General features: G+C 72.1%; 17 protein-coding genes and 2 tRNA genes. 6 read left to right on the top strand and 13 right to left on the bottom strand.

What is annotated here, in order from left to right:
- Positions 1–103: 103 nt before the first annotated feature.
- Positions 104–892, bottom strand: coding sequence for a DUF881 domain-containing protein (locus E4U91_RS17770; RefSeq protein ID WP_137307770.1), 789 nt, complete (start codon positions 890–892; stop codon positions 104–106).
- A 93-nt stretch (positions 893–985) separates the two neighbouring features.
- Between E4U91_RS17770 and crgA the strand changes: the two genes are divergently transcribed.
- Entirely contained in the window at positions 986–1240 is a 255-nt protein-coding gene (gene crgA / locus E4U91_RS17765) for a cell division protein CrgA (RefSeq protein WP_137307769.1), read from the top strand.
- 250 nt (positions 1241–1490) lie between these two features.
- Here the strand turns inward: crgA and E4U91_RS17760 are convergent, their stop codons facing one another.
- Both E4U91_RS17760 and E4U91_RS17755 read right to left on the bottom strand, forming a co-directional pair.
- On the bottom strand, positions 1491–2387 hold the full coding sequence (locus E4U91_RS17760; RefSeq protein WP_137307768.1) for a rhomboid family intramembrane serine protease: 897 nt from the start codon (positions 2385–2387) through the stop codon (positions 1491–1493).
- Between the two features lie 121 nt (positions 2388–2508).
- Positions 2509–3036 (bottom strand): peptidylprolyl isomerase, encoded by a 528-nt coding sequence (locus E4U91_RS17755; RefSeq protein ID WP_137307767.1) that lies wholly within the window; start codon positions 3034–3036, stop codon positions 2509–2511.
- Positions 3037–3350: 314 nt separating this feature from the next.
- On the opposite strand from E4U91_RS17755, the gene E4U91_RS17750 reads away from it, so the two are divergent.
- Entirely contained in the window at positions 3351–4052 is a 702-nt protein-coding gene (locus E4U91_RS17750; protein ID WP_137307766.1) for a DUF5324 family protein, read from the top strand.
- A 182-nt stretch (positions 4053–4234) separates the two neighbouring features.
- Here the strand turns inward: E4U91_RS17750 and E4U91_RS17745 are convergent.
- A tRNA-Ala gene (locus E4U91_RS17745) sits at positions 4235–4307 on the bottom strand.
- 175 nt (positions 4308–4482) lie between these two features.
- On the opposite strand from E4U91_RS17745, the gene E4U91_RS17740 reads away from it, so the two are divergent.
- Both E4U91_RS17740 and E4U91_RS17735 read left to right on the top strand, forming a co-directional pair.
- The gene (locus E4U91_RS17740) at positions 4483–5031 is read left to right on the top strand and encodes a helix-turn-helix domain-containing protein (RefSeq protein WP_137307765.1); all 549 of its coding nucleotides are present in this window, start codon (positions 4483–4485) and stop codon (positions 5029–5031) included.
- 128 nt (positions 5032–5159) lie between these two features.
- Entirely contained in the window at positions 5160–6809 is a 1650-nt protein-coding gene (locus E4U91_RS17735; protein ID WP_137307764.1) for a serine/threonine-protein kinase, read from the top strand.
- On the opposite strand, the gene E4U91_RS39600 is transcribed toward E4U91_RS17735, so the two are convergent.
- Both E4U91_RS39600 and E4U91_RS39025 read right to left on the bottom strand, forming a co-directional pair.
- On the bottom strand, positions 6773–8047 hold the full coding sequence (locus E4U91_RS39600) for a hypothetical protein (RefSeq protein WP_168218130.1): 1275 nt from the start codon (positions 8045–8047) through the stop codon (positions 6773–6775). The two genes, E4U91_RS17735 and E4U91_RS39600, sit on opposite strands and share 37 nt — an antisense overlap.
- A gap of 86 nt (positions 8048–8133) precedes the next feature.
- On the bottom strand, positions 8134–8262 hold the full coding sequence (locus E4U91_RS39025; RefSeq protein ID WP_003999697.1) for a DLW-39 family protein: 129 nt from the start codon (positions 8260–8262) through the stop codon (positions 8134–8136).
- Between the two features lie 330 nt (positions 8263–8592).
- Between E4U91_RS39025 and E4U91_RS17720 the strand changes: the two genes are divergently transcribed.
- A complete protein-coding gene (locus E4U91_RS17720) occupies positions 8593–8979 on the top strand; it encodes a DUF6344 domain-containing protein (RefSeq protein ID WP_137307762.1) in 387 nt (128 codons plus the stop codon).
- Between the two features lie 448 nt (positions 8980–9427).
- Positions 9428–13597: an nSTAND1 domain-containing NTPase gene (locus E4U91_RS17715; RefSeq protein ID WP_137307761.1), complete on the top strand. Its 4170-nt coding sequence runs from the start codon at positions 9428–9430 to the stop codon at positions 13595–13597.
- Positions 13598–13821: 224 nt separating this feature from the next.
- Here the strand turns inward: E4U91_RS17715 and E4U91_RS17710 are convergent.
- The 7 genes from E4U91_RS17710 to gnd all read right to left on the bottom strand — a co-directional run bounded on the left by E4U91_RS17710 (position 13822) and on the right by gnd (position 22632).
- Positions 13822–13898 (bottom strand) — tRNA-Ile (locus tag E4U91_RS17710).
- A 111-nt stretch (positions 13899–14009) separates the two neighbouring features.
- Positions 14010–14759, bottom strand: coding sequence for a DUF3566 domain-containing protein (locus tag E4U91_RS17705; protein ID WP_137307760.1), 750 nt, complete (start codon positions 14757–14759; stop codon positions 14010–14012).
- A gap of 18 nt (positions 14760–14777) precedes the next feature.
- On the bottom strand, positions 14778–17372 hold the full coding sequence (gene gyrA / locus E4U91_RS17700; RefSeq protein WP_137307759.1) for a DNA gyrase subunit A: 2595 nt from the start codon (positions 17370–17372) through the stop codon (positions 14778–14780).
- 42 nt (positions 17373–17414) lie between these two features.
- Positions 17415–19499 carry a DNA topoisomerase (ATP-hydrolyzing) subunit B gene (gene gyrB / locus E4U91_RS17695; protein WP_137307758.1) on the bottom strand — a complete coding sequence of 695 codons (2085 nt, stop codon included), beginning with the start codon at positions 19497–19499 and terminating at the stop codon, positions 17415–17417.
- A gap of 574 nt (positions 19500–20073) precedes the next feature.
- Complete coding sequence (locus E4U91_RS17690; RefSeq protein WP_137307757.1) at positions 20074–20604, bottom strand: DciA family protein; 531 nt, start codon at positions 20602–20604, stop codon at positions 20074–20076.
- Entirely contained in the window at positions 20601–21722 is a 1122-nt protein-coding gene (gene recF, locus E4U91_RS17685) for a DNA replication/repair protein RecF (RefSeq protein ID WP_137307756.1), read from the bottom strand. The genes E4U91_RS17690 and recF overlap by 4 nt, the downstream gene beginning before the upstream one ends.
- Positions 21723–21756: 34 nt before the next feature.
- A complete protein-coding gene (gene gnd / locus E4U91_RS17680) occupies positions 21757–22632 on the bottom strand; it encodes a phosphogluconate dehydrogenase (NAD(+)-dependent, decarboxylating) (RefSeq protein WP_137307755.1) in 876 nt (291 codons plus the stop codon).
- Positions 22633–22779: the final 147 nt, after the last annotated feature.

The raw sequence follows: 22779 nt of genomic DNA, 5'->3' as shown, positions 1-22779 counted from the left end.
TAGCGGCGCGGCGCCACGGGGCCCGGCGGGACGGCGTGTACCCCGACTTACGTGGTACGGGGCCGATCGCCTCAACGTCGGCCGGGGCGGCCGTACCGGCCGGCTACTCCACGGGCCGGGCGTAGTGCAGGTCCACCGTGCCCGAGTAGCCGGGCAGCGTGACGGTGTCGTCCTCGGTCACCTTCCAGCCCAGGCCGTAGACGTTCACGTAGACCATGTAGTTCTGGATCGTCGGTGAGTCGGCGAGCGCCTTCTGCAGCTTCTCGGGGTCCCCGACCGCCTGGATCCGGTACGGCGGCGAGTAGACCCGGCCCTGGAGGATCAGGGTGTTGCCCACGCAACGCACGGCGCTGGTGGAGATCAGCCGCTGGTCCATCACCTTGATGCCCTGGGCGCCGCCCTGCCACAGCGCGTTCACCACGGCCTGGAGGTCCTGCTGGTGGATGACCAGGTAGTCGGGCTGCGGCTCGGGGTAGCCGGGGAGCTTGGCGGTGGCGTCGGGCGGGGCGTCGTTGAGCGTGACCGTGATCGCCCGGCCCTTGAGCTTCTGGGTGCCCGCGGTGTGTTCCAGCGCGGTGAGCTTGTCGTCCTCGGCCTTCGAGCGGCCGTCGTCGCGCTCGGCCAGGGACTCGACCTCGTCGCGCAGCGCCGCGTTGGACTCGTCGAGCTCGCCGTTCTTGCGGCTGCGCTCCTGGATGAGGTCGGAGAGCTTCAGCAGGGAGGTGTCCGTGCGGAGGTTGGTGCCCTTGGCCGTGTTGAAGCTGGTGAAGAAGAGGAGCCCCGCGAGCGCGAAGACCGCGACCGTCAGCACCCGCACCGGCCGGAAACGAGGCCGGGGAGCGGGGGCGGAACCCGTTGTACCCGTCCCGGGGGAGTCGGCAGAATTGCTCAACGTACCCTTATCTCCTTCGGCGCCGTAGAAGCACTACGCTAACGGACGCCCGGGGGAGCGCTCCGTGTCCCCTTGCCAGCAGGAGAGACCCTCGTGCCGAAGTCACGTATTCGCAAGAAGGCCGACTACACGCCGCCGGCGGCCAGGCAGCCGGCGGCCATCAAGTTGACCAACCGCGCCTGGGTGGCGCCGGTGATGCTGGCCATGTTCATCATCGGGCTGGCGTGGATCGTGGTCTTCTACGTGACCGACGGCTCGCTGCCCATCGACAAGCTGGACAACTGGAACATCGTGGTCGGCTTCGGGTTCATCGCGGCCGGATTCGGCGTCTCCACCCAGTGGAAGTAGCGCAGAACCTCTGACCAGGGGTGTCCGCTGAGTTATCCACAGCTGTTTTCCACAGTGGGGAAAAGAACGACGATCTGTGGATAACTCAGCGGAGGTTGACGCCGGTGTGACGGAACTACCGGCGCCGACCTTCTCTCGAAAGCGTGTTCGCCCCCTGCCTGACCTGCGGAAACACGGGTCGGTGACAGGGGGCACAGCTGTTCCCCCACGTTGTGCACAAGATCTGCCACGCGCTGTGGACAACGAGCGCTCAGGTGAGCTGCGCGGTCCTCAGGAGCGTCATGACGACCACGGCCGCGAGGACCAGGCCGCACAGGCCGTACTGCACGAGCGCGCGGCGGCCCCGCGGGGCGTTGAGCATCCCGTAGCCGATCAGCACACCGGCGACCAGACCTCCGACGTGCGCCTGCCAGGCGATCCCGCTCCAGCCGAAGGTGATGATCAGGTTGATCACCAGCAGGGCGATGACCGGCCGCATGTCGTAGCGCTGCCGGCGCACCAGCACGGCGAAGGCACCGAAGACGCCGAAGATCGCACCGGACGCCCCGACCGAGCCCTGGTTGGGCGCGGCGAGCACATAGGTCAGCGCACCACCGGCCAGACCCGACAGCAGGTACACCGCGAGGTAGCGGACCCGGCCGAGCGCCGCCTCCAGCGGGCCGCCGACCCACCACAGGCTCAGCATGTTGGACAGCACGTGGAGGTAGCCGAAGTGGAGGAACATCGAGGTCAGCAGCCGGTACCACTGCCCCTCGGCGACCCCCTCGAGGTGGTCCGTGCCGAGCGTCGGCATGATCGCGCGGCCGATCAGCTCGAAGCGGTCCATGAAGCTGTCGCCCACCACCTGCTGCACCAGGTACGCCGCGAGGCAGAGGCCGATCAGCACCTTGGTCACCAGACGCGGGTCGGCCGCGACCGTGCCCCCGGCGATCGTGCGGGGCGTGGACGCGTCCGGCGCGTGCCCGGTGCCGGAACCGCTGCGCACGCACTCCGGGCACTGGAAGCCCACCGACGCACTGACCATGCACTCCGGGCAGATGGGCCGCTCGCAGCGGGTGCAGCGGACGCCGGTCTCCCGGTCGGGGTGGCGGTAGCACCCGGGCAGGCCGCCCCGGGCGTCCGGCCGGCTGCCTGGCGCCTGTTCCATCGGATCCCTCTCCTGGTCGGTGGGCCGCCACGGCACACCGAGCCGAACACACTGCATCGCCCTGCCCCTCCTTACGGACGAGCAGGGCGATTGGTTCCCGTCGGGCGGCCCGCGCCCCGGGTCAGCGCTTCTCGACGACGACGGACTCGATCACGACGTCGTTGACCGGGCGGTCGGTGCGCGGGTTGGTCGGGGTGACCGCGATGGCGTCGACGACCTTCTGGCTCGCCGGGTCGGTGACCTCGCCGAAGATGGTGTGCTTGCGGCTGAGCCAGGCCGTCGGGGCGACGGTGAGGAAGAACTGCGAGCCGTTGGTGCCCGGGCCGGCGTTCGCCATGGCCAGCAGGTAGGGCCGGTCGAAGCGCAGGTCGGGGTGGAACTCGTCCTCGAACGTGTAGCCGGGGCCCCCGGTGCCGTTGCCGAGCGGGTCGCCGCCCTGGATCATGAACCCGCTGATCACCCGGTGGAAGACCGTGCCGTCGTAGAGCCTGTCCGCGGACTTGGCACCGGTGGCGGGGTGGGTCCACTCCCGGCCGCCCGTCGCGAGCTCGACGAAGTTCTTGACCGTCTTGGGAGCGTGGTCCGGGAACAGCCGGACCTCGATGTCGCCGTGGTTGGTCTTCAGGGTGGCGTACAGCTGCTCAGCCACGATGTGCCTTCCGTCGTCTCTCTGTGACCCCCCGATCCTCGCACGCCCCGCACCCCGCACCGTCCGCGTCCGTACCGCAACCTGAGGGGGCGCGAGGCTGGTCGGCGAAAAACAATCGGAGTGGCGTGGGAGGGAGCGGGCAGAGGCGATCCGTGGCATGGTCGAGGCATTGCCGACGACAAGCCCCCGTTGCCCCGTATTCATCCACCGGGCACCCAAATGCCCGCCCCCGCATGCTTCTCCGCGCCGGGACAGGCATGATCCGCAAAAGGGTGGACAGTCGATTACCGTACGCCACCGAGGAGGAGGAACCCGTGACCCGCATTGACAGCGTGCGCGCCGCGACCGGCTCGGCGAAGGACAGCGTGCTGCACGCCGCGGAAGCGGTGGCGCCCTACGCCGATACGGCCAAGGAACGGGCCGCGCACTACGCGCAAGAGGCCCGCGTACGGCTCGCGCCCAAGGTGTCGCTGGCCGCCGAACAGGCCCGCGTGCAGTACGACGCCCACGTCGCCCCGCGCCTGGAACAGGCTCGTGCGCAGCTACCCCCGAAGGTCGACCTGGCCGCACAGGAAGCAGCCCTGCGCGCCCGGGTCGCCGCACGTCAGGCCGCCGACTACTCCCGCCCCAAGCTGGAGCAGGCAGTGGCCGCGGCCGGCCCCGTCAAGGACGAGGCCGCTGCCCGCGGTCTTGCCGCGCTCGCGGCACTGCGCGGGCAGGTGACGGCCAAGGAGATCGAGCGGCTGGTGCGCAAGCACCGGCGGCGGGCCAAGATCGGCAAGGTCGCCAAGGTCCTGACGATCACCGGCGTCGTCGTCGGCGGCGCCTACGCCGCCTGGAAGTGGTGGGACAAGCAGGCCAACCCCGACTGGCTCGTCGAGCCGCCCGCGGCGACCGAGGTCCCCGCGTCCGGCGGTCTCACGTCGGTGGACGGCAGCGGCGACGTCCTGGACCCGGAGGTCGAGGCCAAGCAGGCCGAGGAGGACGCCTCGCGCGAGAACCGCGACGGAACCTGAGCCGAGCGGTCCGGTCCGGTTCGGTTCGGTTCGGTTCGGTTCGTGGGGCAGGAGAGCACGTCTCTCCTGCCCCACCGCCGCGTTTCACGTGAAACGGGCCGCCCCCGGCCCCGCGTGAAGCCCCGCAGACGACGAATCCCCTCCGTTCCGCGTGCACCCGCGGTACGGAGGGGATTCCTGTGTGGAGCCTAGGGGAGTCGAACCCCTGACATCCGCCATGCAAAGACGGCGCTCTACCAACTGAGCTAAGGCCCCGAAAAGCGTCCACCGGCGGATCCCTCCGCCGTGCGCCGCAGACCAGAGTACCGGGTCACCCCCGGGATCTTCCAAAAAGCTGGGGGGTCCCCGCGAACGACCACTCTCCGTAGGATGCTCGGCGTGGTTCGCTACAGCGAACCGCCGTTTTTTGGGGAAGCGATGGGGAGACGCAATGGACGCCGCACAACAGGAAGCGACCGCGAGAGCGCGGGAGCTCCAGCGGAACTGGTACGGAGAGCCACTGGGGGCGCTCTTCCGTAAGCTCATCGACGATCTCGGGCTCAACCAGGCCCGTCTCGCGGGGGTGTTGGGACTGTCGGCGCCGATGCTGTCCCAGCTGATGAGCGGTCAGCGGGCGAAGATCGGCAATCCGGCCGTCGTGCAGCGCGTGCAGCTGCTCCAGGAGTTGGCGAGTCAGGTCGCCGACGGGAGCGTCAGCGCGGCCGAGGCGACCGAGCGCATGGAGGAGATCAAGCGGTCCCAGGGGGGTTCCGTGCTGAACAACACCACGCAGACGACGAGCAGTTCGGGAGCGCCGACGGTGAAGCGGGTCGTCCGCGAGATCCAGTCGTTGCTGCGCTCGGTGGCCGCCGCCGGTGACATCATCGACGCCGCGGACACCCTGGCCCCGACCCATCCGGAGCTGGCGGAGTTCCTCCGGGTGTACGGCGCCGGCCGCACCTCCGACGCCGTGACGCATTACCAGTCCCACCAGAGCTGACGGGGCTCCCACGGGGGACACGGGGGACACGGGGGACCCGCAGCACCACGGGGGCACGGGGCGCGGGGGCACAACGGGGACACGGGGGCACGGGGGACACCGCATCGGGGAGGAGCGGCACGGGCGACATGGGTGAGGTCTTCGCCGGACGGTACGAACTGGTCGACCCCATCGGGCGCGGAGGCGTCGGCGCCGTGTGGCGCGCCTGGGACCACCGCCGTCGCCGCTACGTGGCCGCCAAGGTCCTCCAGCAGAGCGACGCCCACTCCCTGCTGCGCTTCGTGCGCGAGCAGGCCCTGCGCATCGACCACCCGCACGTGCTCGCCCCGGCCAGCTGGGCCGCGGACGACGACAAGGTGCTCTTCACCATGGACCTGGTCGCGGGCGGCTCCCTGGTCCACCTCATCGGCGACTACGGTCCCCTCCCGCCGCTGTTCGTCTGCACCCTCCTCGATCAGCTGCTCTCCGGTCTGGCCGCCGTGCACGCCGAGGGCGTCGTCCACCGGGACATCAAACCGGCCAACATCCTCCTCGAAGCCACCGGCACCGCCCGGCCCCGCCTGCGCCTGTCCGACTTCGGCATCGCGATGCGGCTCGGCGAGCCCCGGCTGACCGAGACCCACCTGGTCGTGGGCACCCCCGGCTACCTCGCGCCCGAGCAGATGATGGGCGCCGAACCCGACTTCCCCGCCGACCTGTTCGCGGTCGGCCTGGTCGCGCTGTACCTCCTCCAGGGGGCCAAGCCGGACGCCAAGGCACTGGTCCAGCACTTCCTGGACCACGGCACCCCGGGCGCCCCGCAGGGCGTCCCCGAGCCGCTGTGGCAGGTGGTGGCCACCCTGGTCCAGCCGGACCCCGAGGCCCGGTTCCGCACGGCCACCGGCGCCCGCAAGGCACTCGCCTCGGCCGTGGAACTGCTGCCGCCGCCCGGCCCGGACGACGAGATCATCGAGATCTTCGACCAACTCGGGCCGCTGCCCAAGGGGTTCGGGGCACAGGGCCCGCTGAAGCCGGCCGGGGCCGGCCCGGGGACCGACAGCGCCTCGACGGGCCCCACCGTGCCGGACGCGCCTCCTGCTGGGCCGGGGGAAAACGGCAGGAGCACCCGCACCCCCACCGGCAGCGGTACCGGCACCGGCCCCACCACCGAGGCGACCTGGCCCGGCACCGGCTTCGTCCCGGCCGAGGCGGACACCGGCTCCATACCGACCGGCTGGGGCGCCGCCGCCCTGGCGCCGACGGACCCGCGCCGCCTCCCGCCCGACCCGTCACCCGGCACCGCCCGCCCGCCCGCACGGCCGCACACCGCGACCCCCACCCCCACGCCGACCCCCACACCCACCCCGACCCCCACACCCACCCCGTCCATGTCGGACACCGGCAGCTTCCACCTGCCGCCCCCGCAGCAGCGGGCCCCGCACCCCCCGCCCCCTCAGGAGCCGACTCCACACTCGGCGCCGCCCCACGAGCAGGCCCCGTACTCCGCGCCGCATCAGGAAGGGGCCCCGCACCCCGTACGGCCGCCCCACACTCCCCCGGCGCCCCCGCCGCAATCGGTCCAGGAGCCCACGCACACCTACGTCCTGCCGCGCCCCGACCCGGCCACCGCCTCGTACACCACCGAGGATCCGCGGCCCGTGGCCGCCCCGGGGCGCCGGGCCGGGCGGCACGGACGGCGGGTGCCCCGGCCCGGGCCGCCCGCGCGGATCGCGGTGCCGGTGCTGCTGCTGGCGCTGGTCTGCTACGCCGTCGGGTTCTGGGCGTTGGCCCGGATCTGAGCGGCGTCCCGGCGCCGCGCGGTGACCGTCCACACCGCGAGACCGAGCAGCAGCGCGCTGCCCGCCCCGATCCCGCCGGCCGCGAGCACCCACAGGCCCAGGTCACCGCCGTGCCCCCCGGCACCCCCTGAGGCGCCGGGGGCGCCGGCCCCGAAGATCCCGCGGGGCACGGACTCCCCCGCGTACCCGGGCCCGGAGCGCGCGGTCCCGCGCACCCCGACGCGCAGGACGACGCCGTACGGCCCGTCGCCGAACTCCTCACCGACCTGGGCGGCGAGGTGGACCACCAGGTAGTAGGAGCCGGCGAAGCGCATGCCGTTCACCGGCGCGGAGACGGCGTACCGGTTGGCGTGGGCGACCGGGGGCACCGGAGCCAGGGCGGCCGACTTCTGGGTGCCGCCGTAGCCGGTCTGTGCGGACTCCACCTCGGCGCGCACCGGGTTGTGCAGGGTGAGGGAGAGGGCGGCACCGACGTAGTCCGCACTGCGGCCACCGGTGCCGCCGATCTCGACCGTGGCGTCGGGCTGCTGTCCCCAGCCGACGAGAAGGCGGTAGAAGAGGGTCTGCCCCGGGACGATCCGGCCCCGCCAGGCGCCCGGTCCCACGGGGGCGGCGGTGGCGAACCCGGCCCCGCCCGGCCGGTCCACGGCCTCCCCGGTGGGCGGCGCGGGCGTGGCCGAGTCCCACGCCCCGGGGGCCCGGGTGACGCCGGGCCGGGCGAGGGGAGGCTCGGAGACCGGTGCGAGCTCCAAGTCCCAGCGCTGCCCCGAGGCGCTCTCCGGCCGGGCCCGCTCGACGACGACGTAATAGGTGCCCGCCGTGCGGCACAGCGACCGGCCCGCGACGATCTCGCGCGCGCCCCAGGCGGTGAGCGGCCGGGGGCTCCCGGTGGCGCCGACGGTCGCGGAGTCGAAGGACGAGCAGCTCAGCCCGTCGGCGTCCTGGACCGACACCCGGATCCCGTCGCCCGCGTCGAGCGCGGCACCGGGCCGCGGGACCGCGGTCACGGAGACGTAGGTGTTCGACGCGCCGTCCAGTTCGAGGCGGTAGTACGTGCGCGCCGCGCCGGAGAGGGTGCTGCGGTACGTCGTGCCGGGTGCGAGGCGCACGGCGTCGGCGGTGCCGGTGGCGCCGGGGACGGTACGGGCGTCGGCGGCGAAGGCGTAGGCCGGGGCGTCGGCGGCGCGGGCCCCGGGGACGGCCAGGGCGGCGGCCGCGCAGAGTGTCACCGCACCCACGGCGATCCGCAACCCGGGACCCCGGGCAGAGCAAGACCCCGGCCGCTGAGCGCGGCCGGGGTCTGTGCTGATGGCAGGGTGCGGACTCACGAACCCGTGGGCACGGAGTCGGTCGCCTCCGTCCACAGATCCTGCTCGGCGCGATCCGCCTGGATCTGGCGGTACACGAGGAGCCCGCCGATGGCGGCCAGTGCGACCAGGAGAAGCTTCTTCACCGCGCGACCTCGTCTTTCCTTGACGTAGGGGACCTCTGGCGCCCGACTATACACACCGACCGATATCGATCGGTGACCTGCCGGGGCGGCCCCAACTGCCGCCCGCGCCAGCCCAGTAGACGCGTCCCACGCCCCTCCGGCCGAAGGGTGATCGCACGTCCACCGAGGGTGAGCGGGTCCCCTTTTCCCCTCTCTTCACCCCTCTTGCGGCCATCCGGGTGGTGTTCATCGGAACATCGCCACGCCGCGTGCGTCGGTCCACCACTTCGCGATCGCCATACACATCATGAGGAAAGTACGCAAATCGCCCAACCCGAAAGTGAGGGGATCATGGCCAAGACCGAGGTCATGAAGCTCTGGACCGCCATCGTCACCGCCTTCCTCGCCCTGTGCACGGCACTGGGCCTCGTCACCACCACCTCCGCGACGGCCGTCGCACAGACCGAGCCGACGCGCAACAGCAGCACCGGCGAGAACACCGACCGGGTGACGATTCCGGCACAAGCGGCACTGCCCTGGGCCTGGTCCCGGGCGAGGGCCCTTCCCCCCACGATGAAACAGCGCATCCGCGCCGAGGCCCACGGCAAGTCCCCGAGCTGCCGGCACCGCCCCCTCGCGGACGCCGAGTCGCAGGGCCTGCCGGACGCGGCCCACCCCGACGGGGCGTGCGACGACTCCCCGGCGGCGGACTCCCGGACGGTTCCCCTGCAGCGCTGAGGCCCCCGTGATCCGACGCACCGACCCTTCGAGCACCACCGCACCGACCGCACGACCGTTGTGACGGCGACTTGCGTACAGCCGCGCGATGCAGGCCCGGAAGCTCCCCCTGGAGCAACCGGGCCTTCGCCGTGTCCGGGGAAGAGCCCGGACACGGCCCCGTCCCGTGCCCTCCGGCGCCGGTCCCTCCCCACGCGGGGACCGGTGCCGAAGGACGCGTCGAGGGGCGACCCGTACCCGACGGCGATGTCGTCGGCCTGCGCCGCTCCCGCGCCCCGGGGGGCCGGACGGTGCGGCGGCTCGTCGGGCTGTCGCTCGGCGATCGTGCCAGGTGGGACGGGTCACCTGGGAGGCTCCGGCCTCCATGCCTGGCCATCGCCGCAGGTCAGCCGTATAAAGTGAGTTTTCCGGTCCGGACGTCCGCGCGGGGGAAGTGAGGGGTGGGACCTTGGGTCTCGACTCAGGGGCACGCACAGCTTTCGCCGAACGCCTCGCACTGCTCTACAAGGAGGCGGGCAACCCACCCCTCAAGAGCGTGTCCGAGGCGGTCGCCCGGCTCCAGCAGGTCGACGAGCGCGGACGCCCCGTCCGGGTGTCCGCCCAGCGCATCAGCGACTGGCGCCGCGCCAAGAACGTGCCCGCCCAGTTCCCCGCGCTCACCGCCGTCCTCCAGGTACTGGTCCCCGCGGCCCGTCGCGCCCGGCCCGCCCCCGTGGTCCAGGGCCTGTACGACGTCGGCCAGTGGCAGCGGCTGTGGGAACGGGCCCTGGCCGACCCGGTCGGGGACGGGCCCGCGCCCGCCGGGGCGTCCGGTGCCTCCGCACCCTCCACGGCTCCCGCGGACGACGGCCGGTCCCCGAGCGTGTGCCCCTACCGCGGGCTCGCCGCCTACCGGCAGGAGGACGCCGGCTGGTTCTTCGGCCGGGAGCGCAGCACCGGGGCGCTGGTCGACCAGCTCCGCGCGGCCGAGGGGACGGGCGGCCTGGTGATGCTGGTCGGCGCCTCGGGCGCGGGCAAGTCGTCCCTGCTCAACGCCGGCCTGGTCCCCGCCCTCCGCGGGGGCGCCCTGGGCGACCGGGCGCGGGGCGTGCTGCACCTGGTCCCGGGCAACGATCCCGTCGGGGAGCTGGCGCGCCGCATACCGGAGCTGGCGTCGCTGGTGAGCCGCCCGGCGGGAACGGGCGCGCAGGGCAGCCCCCCGGCGCCGCGGGACGGCTCGCCCGCCAGCGCTGGCGAGGGTGACTCCGCCGGTGGGGGCGACTCCGCCGGTGAGGGTGACTCCGCCGGTGGAAGCGACACCGTCGGTAGAGGCGACTCCGTCCGCGAGGCCACCCCCACTCCCACCCCGGCCCCGGCCCACGTCCCCGACCCCGCTCCCGGCGCCGTACGGGAAGCCGTCGCCGCCTGGGCCCGGCGGGCGACCCCGTCGGCCGCGCGGCCCGTCGTGGTCGTGGACCAGTTCGAGGAAACGTTCACCCTGTGCGCCGGGGAGGCCGACCGGCGCGCCTTCGTCCGGCTCCTGCACGCCGCCTGCACCCCCGGCGGGCCGGACGAACCCGCGCCCGCGATCGTCGTGCTCGGCATCCGCGCCGACTTCTACGAGCAGTGCCTCGGCCACCCCGAGCTGGCCGACGCGCTCCAGCACCGCCACATGGTGCTCGGCCCGCTGACCACCGCCGAACTGCGGGAGGCGGTGACCGGTCCCGCCAAGGCGGTGGGCCTGGAGCTGGAGCCGGGCCTGGCCGAGCTGATCGTCCGCGAGGTGAGCGCCGACGGCCCGCGCGGAGCGCACGACGCCGGGGTGCTGCCCCTGCTGTCCCACGCCCTGCTGGCCACCTGGCAGCGCCGCAAGGCGGGCCGGCTGACGCTGGCCGGCTACCGCGCGGCGGGCGGCATCCAGGGCGCGGTCGCGGCGACGGCGGAGTCCGCCTGGACCGGCCTCGACCCGGCCGCCCGCGGCGCCGCCCGGCTGCTCCTGCTGCGGCTGGTGCGGCTCGGCGAGGACACCCAGGCCACGCGACGGCGCGGTGACCGGCGCCGTCTCGCCGAGGAGTCCACCGACCCGCGGGGCACGGAGGAGTCGCTGGAGGCGCTGGTCCGGGCCCGGCTGGTGACGCTGGACGCGGAGACCGTGGAGATCACCCACGAGGCGCTGCTGCACGCCTGGCCGCGGCTGCGGCACTGGATCGACGAGGACCGCGGCGACCACCTGCTGCGCCAGCGGCTGGAGGAGGACGGCCGGGCCTGGGAGGCCTCGCAGCGGGACAGCTCGCTGCTGTACCGGGGTTCGCGGCTGGAGCAGGCCCGTGGCTGGGCGGCGACCGCGGGCGACACGTACCTGACGCGCAGCGCGAAGGAGTTCCTGGCCGCCTCGGTGCGGCTGCGCAGGCGCACCCTGTGGATCAGCCGGGGCGCGGTGGCGGCGCTGGTTGCGCTGGCCGTGCTGGCGGCCGGCTCGGCCGTCCTGGCGTGGCAGCAGCGCGACGACGCCGTGTTCGAACAGGTGCTCGCGGAGGCCGACCGGGTGCAGTACTCCGACCCGTCGCTGTCCGCGCGGATCGACCTGGTCGCCCACCGGCTGCGCCCGCACGACGCGGACACGGGCAACCGGCTGGTCTCCATCGTCAACGCCCCGCTGGCCACCCCGCTCGCCGCCCACACCGGCGCCGTCTACCTGACGTCGTTCAGCCCGGACGGACGGACCCTGGCCACCGCCGGCAACGACCGGACCGTACGCCTGTGGGACGCGTCCGACCCCGGCCGCCCCCGGCCGCTGGGCCGGCCGCTCACCGGCCACACGAGCTGGGTGAGCAGCACCGTCTTCAGCCCCGACGGCCGCACCCTCGCCAGCGCCTCGGACGACGGCACGATCCGCCTGTGGAACGTCGCCGACCGCCGGCACCCGACCCCGCTGGGCGCCCCGCTCACCCGGCACGACGGCACGATCTACCTGATCGCGTTCAGCCCCGACGGCCACACACTGGCGGCCGCGAACGACGACCGCACGGTACGGCTGTGGGACCTGCGCGAGCCGGGGCGGCCCACGGTGTCGGCCACCCTCAGCGGCTACAGCGAGGCCGTGCGGTCCGTGGTGTTCAGCCCCGACGGGCGGCTGCTGGCGACCGGCGCCGACGACGGCACGGTGCGCCTGTGGAGCATGGCGGACCCGCACCGGCCGGCCCCGATCGGCACCGCGCTCACCGGCCACACGGGCACGGTCCACTCGGTCGCCTTCAGCCCCGACGGACGCACGCTCGCCAGCGGCGCCGCGGACGACACGGTCCGCCTGTGGAACGTCGCCGACCCGCGTCACCCCGGCGCCCTGGCCACCCCGCTGACCGGGCACACCGGCCCCGTGTGGTCGGTGGCGTTCAGCCCCGACGGCAGCACCCTCGCGGTCGGCAGCGCGGACAGCACCGCCAGCCTGTGGAACGTCAGCGACCCGTCCTACCCCTCCCAGGTCGGCGAGCCGCTGGCGGGCAGCAGCGGGGAGATGTACGCCGTCGGCTTCAGCCCCGACGGGCGCACCCTCGCGACCGGCAGCGGCGACGGGCGGCTGCGGCTGTGGTCGGTGCCGACGTCGGACGTGATCGGCCGCAGCGGGGCGTTCCGCCCGGACGGCAAGGTCCTCGCCACGGCGGCGCGCGACGGCCGGGTCCGGCTGTGGAACGTCACCCGCCCCGACCGGCCGGTGTCCCTGGGCGAGCCCTTCCTGCGCGGCGACGGGGCCGAACGCACCATGACGTTCTCCCCCGACGGCCGCACCCTCGCGGTGCTCACCCCGAACCGCGAGGTGTACCTCTGGGACGTCCGCGACCCGTCCCACGCCGTCTCCTACGGCCCGCCCCTGCTGCTGCGCACGCGCTTCTCCGGCCCCACGGCCCTGGCGTTCGCCCCGGACGGCCGCACCCTGGCGACCACGTACGACGACCACACGATCCAGCTCTGGAACGTCACCCACCCCGCCCGCGCCACCCGGCTCGGCAGCCCGCTCACGGGTCACAAGGGGTACGTCAACAGCCTCCTGTTCGCCCCCGGCGGCCACACCCTGGCCAGCGGCAGCGCGGACGGCACGGTCCGCCTGTGGGACGTCGACGACCCCCGCCACGCCACCCCGGTGCGCACCCTCACCGGCCCCACCGGCCCGGTGAACGTCCTCGCCTTCAGCCCCGACGGCCACACCCTCGCGGCCGGCAGCGACGACGACACGGTCCGCCTGTGGAACGTCACCGACCCGCGCGGCGCCGCCCCCTCCGGGCACCCCCTGTCGGGCCACACCGAGGCGGTGGTCTCCCTGACCTTCAGCCCCGACGGCCGCACCCTCGCCAGCGGCGGCAACGACAACACCGTGCGCCTGTGGAACGTCGGCGACCCCGCCGACCCCTCACCCATCGGCCAGTCGATGAGCCCCCACGCCAAGACCGGCCACTTCCTCGCGTTCGCCCCGCGCACCAACCGCCTGGGCATCTCCAGCGGCGCGGGCACGGTCCGCCTGTGGAACCTGGACGTGGACGCGGCCATCACCCACATCTGCACGACGACCCACAACGTCCTGACCCCCCGCACCTGGCACGAGTACCTCCCCCGCCTGCCCTACGACTCCCCGTGCGGGGACTGACGCACGGGGGGTGCAGGATTCGCCCTGGGGACGATGGGGAGTGCGCCGACTCCATCGCCGAGATGGTCCACCAGCCTGCCCGGCATCAACCGACGTCAGGCCTGTGCCGAACAGAGGCAGCACCAAGCGCGCCTCGCCTCGCCCCCCAGCTCCCCGTCCGCCGCCGACCTCACGACCGCGGACGCCGAAGACCCCCAGCCGATATCGACTGGGGGTCTCCGTGCTGGTGGGGCTAACAGGATTTGAACCTGTGGCCTCATCCTTATCAGGGATGCGCTCTAACCAACTGAGCTATAGCCCCGCCGCGCTCTGCGGTGTGTGTCCCGCGCGCTGACTCCTGAAGATTAGCGCACGACCCGGGCACTCCCAAAATCGGTTCCCGGGGGGCCCGGCTCGGGGGTCCTGCCGCAGGTCACTCGTCCTCTGCGAGCGTCAACTCCACACCGCCCACGAAGCCCGCAGACAGGTTGTAGATGAAGGCGCCCAGCGTCGCCAGCGCCGTCGCGAGGACGACGTCGATGACCGCGATGATCGTCGCGAACGTCAGCACGTGGGGGAGCGACAGGTACGACTGGACGTCGAAGCCGTTCGACTCGGTCGAGCCGGTCGCATCGGACACCGCGCTGCCGACCGACGAGAAGACGCCCATCGCGTCGATGACCATCCACAGCACCGCCGCCGCGACGATCGTGCAGACGCCCAGCGCGATGGAGAGCAGGAAGCTCACCTTCATCACGGACCACGGGTCGGCCTTGGCCACCCGCAGCCGGGCCTTGCGCACCCGCGGCGTGGTGCGCGCGCCCGTCCGGGGCCGCCGTACCGCGCCGGCCGCGGTGCCGCCCTGGGCCGGGTAGGCCTGCGGCGGGTGGTACGGCCCGGCCTGTTGCTGCGTCCGGCGCTCGCCGGGCAGCGGCGAGGCCGTCTCCGGGGCGCCGGCCTGGCCGGCCGGGCCCGCACCGGCCCCGTACGGCTGGGCCTGCGGGCCTCGGGTCTCCGTCACAGTTCCCCCCTGGGATCCGTCCACGTCGGGAGCGGGCGGTTCGGCGTCCACCTTGACCGGCTTCAGGTTGGTCGTCTGCGGATCCGTCACCTGCGCGGCGGAGCCACGGCCGCCGCCGCCCTTCTTCCCGGAAGACGTCCCGGCGCCCGTGGCTCCGCTCACGATGACTCTCTCCTCGTGCTACTCGGCCGAGGGCGCCTCACCCTCGTCCGTGCCGGTGGTCGCGGCATCCTCCGCGGGCTCGTCCACGGCCACGTCGCCGTCGACTTCCTCCGCCTCGCGCCCCGCCTCGGCGTTACGTGCGATACCGACGACGGCATCGCGCTTGCCCAGGTTGATCAGTTGGACGCCCATGGTGTCACGGCCCGTCTCCCTGACCTCGTTGACTCGCGTACGAATCACACCGCCGGACAGCGTGATGGCGAGGATCTCGTCGAGCTCCTCGACAACCAGCGCGCCGACGAGCGAACCGCGGTCCTCCACGATCTTGGCGGCCTTGATGCCGAGGCCGCCGCGACCCTGGACGCGGTACTCGTCGACGGCGGTCCGCTTCGCGTACCCGCCGTCGGTGGCAGTGAACACGAACGTACCGGGTCGAACGACATTCATCGAGAGCAGCTCGTCGCCCGCGCGGAAACTCATGCCCTTGACGCCCGAGGTCGCACGGCCCATCGGCCGCAGCGTGTCGTCCGTGGCGGTGAACCTGATCGACTGTGCCTTCCTGCTGATCAGCAGGAGATCGTCGTCGGCCGACACGAGCTCGGCACCGATCAGTTCGTCGTCCGAACCGTCTTCCCGCTCACGGAGGTTGATGGCGATCACACCGCCGGAGCGGGGCGAATCGTAATCCTTCAGTGGCGTCTTCTTCACCAGGCCGCCCTTGGTCGCGAGGACCAGGTACGGCACCGCCTCGTAGTCCCGGATGGCGAGGATCTCGGCGATCGCCTCGTCCGGCTGGAAGGCCAGCAGGTTCGCCACGTGCTGCCCGCGCGCGTCGCGCCCGGCGTCCGGGAGCTCGTACGCCTTGGCCCGGTAGACCCGGCCCTTGTTGGTGAAGAACAGCAGCCAGTGGTGCGTGGTGGAGACGAAGAAGTGGTCGACGATGTCGTCTTCCTTCAGCTTCGCGCCGCGCACGCCCTTCCCGCCGCGCTTCTGCGCGCGGTAGTCGTCCGCCTTGGTCCGCTTGACGTACCCGCCGCGCGTGACGGTGACGACGATGTCCTCCTCGGCGATCAGGTCCTCGATGGACATGTCGCCGTCGTAGGGCACCAGCATGGTCTTGCGGTCGTCGCCGTACTTCTCGACGATCGCCGCCAACTCCGCGCTGACGATGCCCCGCTGACGGACCGGCGAGGCGAGGATCTGGTTGTACTCGTTGATCTTCGCCTGGAGCTCGTCGTGCTCCTGGACGATCTTCTGGCGCTCCAGGGCGGCCAGCCGGCGCAGCTGCATCTCGAGGATGGCGTTGGCCTGGATCTCGTCGATCTCCAGGAGCTCCATCAGGCCGCCGCGCGCGACGTCGACCGTCTCACTGCGCCGGATCAGCGCGATGACCTCGTCGATCGCGTCCAGCGCCTTGAGCAGACCGCGCAGGATGTGCGCCCGCTCCTCGGCCTTGCGCAGCCGGAAGCGCGTGCGGCGGACGATGACCTCGATCTGGTGCGTCACCCAGTGGCGGATGAACGCGTCCAGCGACAGGGTGCGCGGCACGCCGTCGACCAGCGCCAGCATGTTGGCGCCGAAGTTCGTCTGCAGGTCGGTGTGCTTGTACAGGTTGTTCAGCACGACCTTGGCGACCGCGTCCCGCTTGAGCACGATGACCAGGCGCTGGCCCGTGCGCGAGGACGTCTCGTCGCGGACGTCCGCGATGCCGCCGATCTTGCCGTCCTTCACCAGGTCGGCGATCTTCTGCGCGAGGTTGTCCGGGTTCACCTGGTACGGCAGTTCCGTCACCACCAGGCACTGGCGGTTCTGGATCTCCTCGACCTCGACGACCGCGCGCATGGTGATCGAGCCGCGGCCGGTGCGGTACGCCTCCTCGATGCCCTTGCGGCCGACGACCAGCGCGCCGGTCGGGAAGTCCGGGCCCTTGATGCGCTCCAGGAGCGCGTCCAGCAGCTCCTCGTGCGAGGCCTCGGGGTTCTCCAGGTACCACTGGGCGCCGGCGGCGACCTCGCGCAGGTTGTGCGGCGGGATGTTGGTCGCCATGCCGACCGCGATGCCGGCCGAGCCGTTGATCAGCAGGTTCGGGAAGCGCGACGGCAGGACGGTCGGCTCCTGGGAGCGGCCGTCGTAGTTGTCCGTGAAGTCGACGGTCTCCTCGTCGATGTCGCGGACCATCTCCATCGACAGCGGCGCCATCTTGCACTCGGTGTAGCGCATGGCCGCGGCCGGGTCGTTGCCCGGGGAGCCGAAGTTGCCGTTGGAGTCCACCAGCGGCATCCGCATCGACCACGGCTGGGCGAGGCGCACCAGGGCGTCGTAGATCGAGGAGTCGCCGTGCGGGTGGTAGTTGCCCATGACGTCGCCGACGACGCGGGCGCACTTGTAGAAGCCGCGCTCGGGGCGGTAGCCGCCGTCGTACATCGCGTACAGCACGCGGCGGTGGACGGGCTTGAGGCCGTCCCGCACGTCCGGCAGCGCGCGCGAGACGATGACGGACATCGCGTAGTCGAGGTACGAGCGCTGCATCTCCGTCTCGAGCCCGACGGGCTCGACACGCTGGGCGATGACGCCGTCGCCCTCAGGGGTGACGGGAGTGTTCTCGTCGGTCATTGCTGGTGAAGGTCCTTCCTGGTGCGGTCAGCTGAGACCGACTCAGATGTCGAGGAAGCGGACGTCCTTGGCGTTGCGCTGGATGAACTGGCGGCGGGCTTCGACGTCCTCACCCATGAGGACCGAGAACAGCTCGTCGGCCTGGGCGGCGTCGTCCAGGGTGACCTGGCCGAGGACCCGGTGCTCCTGGTCCATGGTGGTCACGCGCAGCTCCTCGGCGTTCATCTCGCCGAGGCCCTTGAAGCGCTGGATGGAGTCCTCGCGCACGCGCTTGCCGCGCTGCCGGCCCATCTCGATCAGGGCGTCGCGCTCGCGGTCGGAGTAGGCGTACTCGATGTCGTCCCGGCCCCACTTGATCTTGTAGAGCGGGGGTCGCGACAGGTACACGTGCCCGGCCTCGACCAGCGGCCGCATGAAGCGGAACAGGAACGTCAGCAGCAGGGTGCTGATGTGCTGGCCGTCGACGTCGGCGTCCGCCATCAGGATGATCTTGTGATAGCGGAGCTTCTCGATGTCAAAGTCCTCGTGCACGCCCGTGCCGAAGGCGGAGATCAGCGCCTGGATCTCCTGGTTCTGCAGGATCTTGTCGATCCGCGCCTTCTCGACGTTGAGGATCTTGCCGCGGATCGGGAGGATCGCCTGGTACTGCGGGTTGCGGCCGGACTTGGCCGAGCCGCCGGCGGAGTCGCCCTCGACGATGAAGATCTCGCACTTGGCCGGGTCGTTGGACTGGCAGTCGGCCAGCTTGCCCGGCAGGGAGGCGGTCTCCAGCAGGCCCTTGCGCCGGGTCAGGTCGCGCGCCTTGCGGGCCGCCACGCGCGCGGTGGCCGCCTGGATGCCCTTGCGGATGATGTCGGCGGCCTCGACCGGGTTGCGGTCCAGCCAGTCGTTGAGGTGCTCGTAGACCGCCTTCTGCACGAAGGTCTTGGCCTCCGTGTTGCCCAGCTTGGTCTTGGTCTGGCCCTCGAACTGCGGCTCGCTCAGCTTCACCGAGATGATCGCCGTCAGGCCCTCGCGGATGTCGTCACCCGTGAGGTTGTCGTCCTTCTCGCGCAGCAGCTTCTTGTCGCGCGCGTACTTGTTGATCAGCGAGGTCAGCGCGGCCCGGAAACCCTCTTCGTGGGTACCGCCCTCGTGGGTGTGGATGATGTTGGCGAAGGAGTACACACCCTCGCTGTAGCCCGAGTTCCACTGCATGGCGACCTCGAGGGACAAGCTCTTGTCCTTGTCCTCGGCCTCCAGCGACACCACGGTGGGGTGCACCACGTCTCCCTTGCGGGAGTTGAGGTACTTCACGAAGTCGACGATGCCGCCCTCGTAGTGGTACGTGACCGTCTTCGGCTCGTCCTTCTCGTCCGCGCCCGCCTCGTCCGCGCCGGCCGTGGCCTTCGCCGACTCGCGCTCGTCGGTGAGCCGGATGGTCAGGCCCTTGTTGAGGAACGCCATCTCCTGGAAGCGCCGGGAGAGCGTCTCGAACGAGTACTCGGTGGTCTCGAAGATCTCCGGGTCGGCCCAGAAGGTCACCGAGGTGCCGGTCTCCTCGGTGGCCTCGTGCTGCGCCAGCGGAGCCGTCGGCACGCCCGTCTTGTAGTCCTGCGTCCAGCGGTGGCCGTCCGTCCTGACCTCGACCGACACCCGGTTCGACAGGGCGTTCACGACCGAGACGCCGACGCCGTGCAGACCGCCGGAGACGGCGTAGCCGCCGCCGCCGAACTTGCCGCCCGCGTGCAGCACGGTCAGCACGACCTCGACGGCCGGCTTGCCCTCGGAGGGGACGATGCCCACGGGGATGCCACGGCCGTTGTCGACGACGCGCACGCCGCCGTCGGCGAGGATCGTCACGTCGATCGTGTCCGCGTACCCGGCCAGCGCCTCGTCGACGGAGTTGTCGACGACCTCGTACACGAGGTGGTGCAGACCGCGCTCACCGGTCGAGCCGATGTACATACCGGGTCGCTTGCGGACTGCGTCCAGGCCCTCGAGGACGGTGATGGCGCTCGCGTCGTACGAGGTCGTTGCCTCGCCGGCGGCCGGGACGGCCGCGGTGGTCGCGCCTTCGTCGGTGGACGGGATGTTCTCGTTGGGGTTGCCGGAATCGGCCACGAAGCGCCCTTTCTGGCACAGCACAAGCCAGGCTCGTCGGCGGGGTGCCGGAGCGGCTGCGGCATGGTGCGTTGGTAAGCCTTGATCAGCGTTGCTCAGCTTTTCCCGGGCGGTCCCCACGGTTGGGGCGGGATTGCTTCCAGTCTACCGGTACCACTGACAGCGATGGGGGTTTGCCGGTACCTGAGTCCGCATGTGCCGCCCTGAACCGGCCTCTCCCGACTCCCGATATGTGGATGGGGGCTCCAGGAGGCTCACGGCGGCACTCAGCGCTTCCAGCTGTCAACCCTTGGCTACCGCGGAGTCACTCCGGGATTCGCACCCGTGTGCGGCGGTTTGACCTGGTGTTCTGCCGGGCGTGCGGGCCCGCGGCGCACCACCGGGGGTGCGCCGGCCCGCATCCGGTCGTACGAAACGACGGCAGGGACGGTTCAGAAGAACCGTCCCTGCCGTCGAAGGGCCCGCGGAGCGCGGGCCTCAGCCCCTCCCTACGTGACGCACATCACGCGCGCGAGAGGCCGTCTCGGGGCGCTCACGCACGCGTGGTGCCGCACCGAGGCACCCCACAGGGGGTTACGGAGGCACCCCGGGGGTCGTGTCACCCGTACGTGTCGCCGGGCCCCTTGCTGCCGGGGGCGCGCAGCGGGCCGTAGCGGCGGACGGGACCGCTGGGGCCCTGCACCTTGATCTGCCGCACCGCGCCGTGCCCGAGGTCCTCGTTCAGGCGGGCGACCAGGGTGGGCGCGAGGAGGCGCAGGTTGGTCGCCCAGGCCGTGGAGTCGCAGCGCACCACCAGCACCCGCTCGTCCTCGTCGTAGCGCTCGGGCTCGCAGTGCTTGGCCACGTCCTCGCCGACGATCTGCGGCCAGCGGCCCATCACCCCGCCGACCGCGGCCGGCGCCTCCCAGCCGCGCTCGGTGAGCAGCCGGTTGATCGCGGCACCCAGCGCCATGGGGTCGCGCCCGTCCGCCCGCGCGCCGGAGCGCAGGCCGCCCCCGCGCCGGGCCTGCTTCTTCTGCCGCGCCGCGTCGCCCCGCGCGCGTGCCTGTTCGCGCGCCGCCCGCAGCGCCACGCGCGCGAGGTCGACGCCGGACTGCTCGGGCTTCCCGCCGGGCTCCTGGGCCGTCATACGCGCTCCACCGTTCCGTCGGACACCGTGTACCGGGCGCCGCTCAGCACATGCGGTACGTCGTCGTCGACCGCGGCCGTCACCAGCACCTGCTCCCCGGGCGCGACCAGCTCCGCCAGCCGCTCCCGGCGCCGGGAGTCCAGCTCGGCGAAGACGTCGTCAAGGACCAGCACCGGCTCGTTGCCCTCGGCCCGCAGCAGGTCGTAGGAGGCCAGCCGCAGCGCCAGAGCGTACGACCAGGACTCGCCGTGCGAGGCGTACCCCTTGGCCGGCAGCTGTCCCAGCTTGAGCAGCAGGTCGTCGCGGTGCGGACCCACCAGGGTCACGCCCCGCTCGATCTCCTGCTTGCGGGCCTCGACCAGCGCGGCCGTCAGCTGCTCGTACAGCTCCTCACGCGTGTGTGCCTCGCCCGGCGCGGACGGCCGGTACTCCAGGGCGACCGGACCACCGCCCGGCGCCAGCTGCTCGTACGCCTTGTCGGCCAGCGGCTGCAGCGCCGCGATCAGGTCGAGCCGCTGGGCGAGCAGCTCGGCCCCGGCCCGCGCCAGGTGCTGGTCCCACACGTCGAGCGTGGACATGTCCATGGAGCGCCCGCCGTGCCGACGGGCCAGGGCGGCCGACTTCAGCAGGGTGTTGCGCTGCTTGAGCACCCGCTCGTAGTCCGACCGCACGCCCGCCATGCGCGGCGAGCGCGCGGTGATCAGCTCGTCCAGGAACCGCCGCCGCTCCCCGGGGTCCCCCTTCACCAGCGCGAGGTCCTCGGGCGCGAACAGCACGGTCCGTACGATCCCCAGCACGTCCCGCGGCCTGACCTGCGAGGACCGGTTGATGCGGGCCCGGTTGGCGCGGCCCGGGTTCAGCTCCAGCTCGACCAGTTGCTGCCGCTCGCCCTGGCGGACCTGGGCCCGGATCACGGCACGCTCGGCGCCCATGCGGACCAGGGGAGCGTCGGAGGACACCCGGTGGCTGCCGAGGGTGGCGAGGTAGCCGACCGCCTCGACCAGGTTCGTCTTGCCCTGTCCGTTGGGCCCGACGAAGGCCGTGACGCCCGGGTCGAGCGGGACCTCGACCCGGGCGTACGAGCGGAAGTCGGCCAGCGACAGGTGCGTGACGTGCATGGTCGGGTGCCGACCTCCCCAGCTGTGGTGCTGCTTACTTCTTCTCGACCGCGTGGCCGCCGAACTGGTTGCGCAGCGCGGCGATCATCTTCATCTGCGGGGAGTCCTCCTGGCGGGAGGCGAACCGCGCGAAGAGCGAGGCCGTGATCGCGGGCAGCGGCACGGCGTTGTCGATGGCGGCCTCCACCGTCCAGCGTCCCTCACCGGAGTCCTGTGCATAACCCCGCAGCCCGTGCAGGTGCTCGTCGTCGTCGAGGGCGTTGACGGCGAGGTCGAGGAGCCAGGAGCGGATGACGGTGCCCTCCTGCCAGGAGCGGAAGACCTCGCGGACGTTCTCCACGGAGTCGACCTTCTCCAGCAGCTCCCAGCCCTCGGCGTAGGCCTGCATCATCGCGTACTCGATGCCGTTGTGGACCATCTTCGCGAAGTGCCCGGCGCCGACCTTGCCGGCGTGCACCGAGCCGAAGTCGCCCTCCGGCTTGAGCGCGTCGAAGACCGGCTGCACCTTGGCGACGTTCTCCGCGTCGCCGCCGTACATCAGCGCGTAGCCGTTCTCCAGGCCCCACACACCGCCGGAGACGCCGCAGTCGACGAAGCCGATGCCCCGGGCGGCCAGCTGCTCGGCGTGCTTCTCGTCGTCCGTCCAGCGGGAGTTGCCGCCGTCGACGACCACGTCGCCGGGCTCCAGCAGCTCGGCCAGCTGGTCGACGGTGGACTGGGTGGGCTCGCCCGCCGGGACCATCACCCAGACCACGCGCGGGGCGCTGAGCTTGCCCACGAGTTCTTCCAGGCTGTGGACGTCCGCGACGTCCGCGTTGCGGTCGTACCCGATGACGGTGTGGCCCGCGCGGCGTATCCGCTCGCGCATGTTGCCGCCCATCTTGCCGAGGCCGACGAGACCGAGCTCCATCAGTTGTGTTCCTTAGGTCGCTGTGGCGTGTGCGGCACCTTCGTGCCGACGTATGAGCCTAATCCCGCAGGGTTGTGCACAGCTGTGGGCATACGCGCTCAGACGTGGCGCCTGACCTGTGGCTTCCGTGCTGGTCACGGTGCCGGT

The organism is Streptomyces lasalocidi, assembly GCF_005280215.1.
Taxonomy (GTDB): domain Bacteria; phylum Actinomycetota; class Actinomycetes; order Streptomycetales; family Streptomycetaceae; genus Streptomyces; species Streptomyces longwoodensis.
The sequence above is the reverse complement of the archived record's forward strand: the minus strand, read 5'-3'. Positions and strand labels throughout refer to the sequence as shown.